Below are 1,934 nucleotides of genomic sequence, written 5' to 3' on the forward strand. Positions count from 1 at the left end.
GCTTTATTTAAATGATAAACTCCCAACTTACATGATACCTACTCTTTATGTATCATTAGCAATGCTGCCTCGATTGCCTAACGGAAAAATAAATCATCAGAATCTGCCAGAACCAAGCTGGGACAGTAAAGATAGCGGCTATATTGCTCCCCGTACTGAAACTGAGAAGACTCTTGCTAAATTATGGTCAGATGTATTATCTCAACTGGCTAATAAAAAATTAGATATTAGTGCTACAGACAATTTTTTTGAACTTGGTGGGCACTCATTGATTGCAACACAACTTTTTGCTCGTATTCGTAATGAGTTCGGAATTAATTTGCCAGTGAGTATGTTATTTAATAATCCTATACTTGAACAATTTTCTGAGTTAATAGAAAAAGCTATTTTAGTTGATCAACAAAAAAAAATTAATGAAATTCCAGTTGTTAATAGACAAAATGTTATACCACTTTCTTATGAACAAGAGCGTTTATGGTTTATTCATAATCATGTAGAAGAGCAGCGAACTAGCTATAACATACCAATTACTTTCCACATATATGGAGAAAAGTTCTCTCTTAATGCTCTCAAAAAAGCTTTCAATATATTAGTTGAACGCCATGAAATTTTACGCACTACTTTCTATCAATTAGGAAAAAATGGTTCACCAAAACAATTAATTCATACTTCCTTAATATTAGATATTGATATTGAATGTGTTGAATATAAAGATATTCAAATGAAAATATTTGAACATGCAAATCATGTTTTTAATCTTGAGAAAGGCCCATTGTTAAATATAAATGTGTTAGAGATCTCTAAAGATGATCATATAATTATGATAAATATCCATCATATTATTTGTGATGGTTGGTCACTAGATATCTTATTTAGAGAGCTGCATGAATTATATTCATCTATTATGGATGGTAAATTGTTAGAATTGCCTCCATTAAAAATACAATATGCTGATTATTCAATATGGCAACGAAAAAAAAATCTTGATAAACACTTAGAATATTGGACTAATACACTAGATAAATATGAAGATGGGATACTCCTTCCATATGACTTTCCTCGTCCTGCAAATCGCTTATGGCATGTTAAAACTTATAAATATACGTACCCAAAGATTTTAGCTCATAGTGTAAATGAATTAAGTAAACAATTTAACGTAACCATCTTCATAACTTTACTTACTAGTTTCTCCATTGTGATAAAAAAGTTCACTGGGCGAGAAGACTTATGTATAGGTACAACTATATCTGACAGAAATCCAGTAGAGTTGGAACAATTAATCGGATTTTTCGTTAATATATTAGCTCTTCGCTTAGACTTATGCGACGATCCCACAGTAGAAACCTTACTACTTCGTGTTAAAAAACAAGTATTAGATGCCTTTGAACATAGTGACTTGCCATTTGAACATGTTTTAGCTGCACTTCAAAAACAACGGGATAGCAGCCAAATTCCTTTAGTTCCGATAATGTTGCGCCATCAAAATTTTCCGGCTACATGGCTGGATAATTGGCATGAGAAAATGGATATTCAAGCAGTTGAGTATGATTATACTCGAACTACACCCAATGAAATAGATTTGCGATTCACAGGTGATGGTAGTTCTTTAGAAGTGGAAATTGAGTATCCCATGGAATTATTTAATGAAAAAACTATAAAACACCTGATAAATGTGCATCAAGAAGTTTTAGAAAATATGATCAAGAACTCTGATCAAAATTTATCTCAATTCATATTTAAAGGACATACACCTATATGTTCAAATCTCACTCTGGATACATCAAAGGATTTGATAACCATATTTTCCGAGCAAGTTATCGCTAAACCACAAATGCTAGCTTGCATTGGTGAAGAAAATGTTAGTTATCAAGAGCTGGACTTACGTTCAAACCAACTTGCCCGCTATCTGATCGCTCAAGGAGTTAGTAAAAATG

General features: G+C 32.3%; 1 protein-coding gene. It reads left to right on the forward strand.

Annotation, left to right across the window (positions count from 1 at the left end; translation table 11 throughout):
- A partial coding sequence (locus ABLA85_RS18995) for a condensation domain-containing protein (RefSeq protein ID WP_367965857.1) occupies positions 1–1,934 on the forward strand: 1,934 nt, incomplete at both ends.

The organism is Xenorhabdus sp. SGI246, from assembly GCF_040838225.1.
GTDB classification, from domain to species: domain Bacteria; phylum Pseudomonadota; class Gammaproteobacteria; order Enterobacterales; family Enterobacteriaceae; genus Xenorhabdus; species Xenorhabdus indica.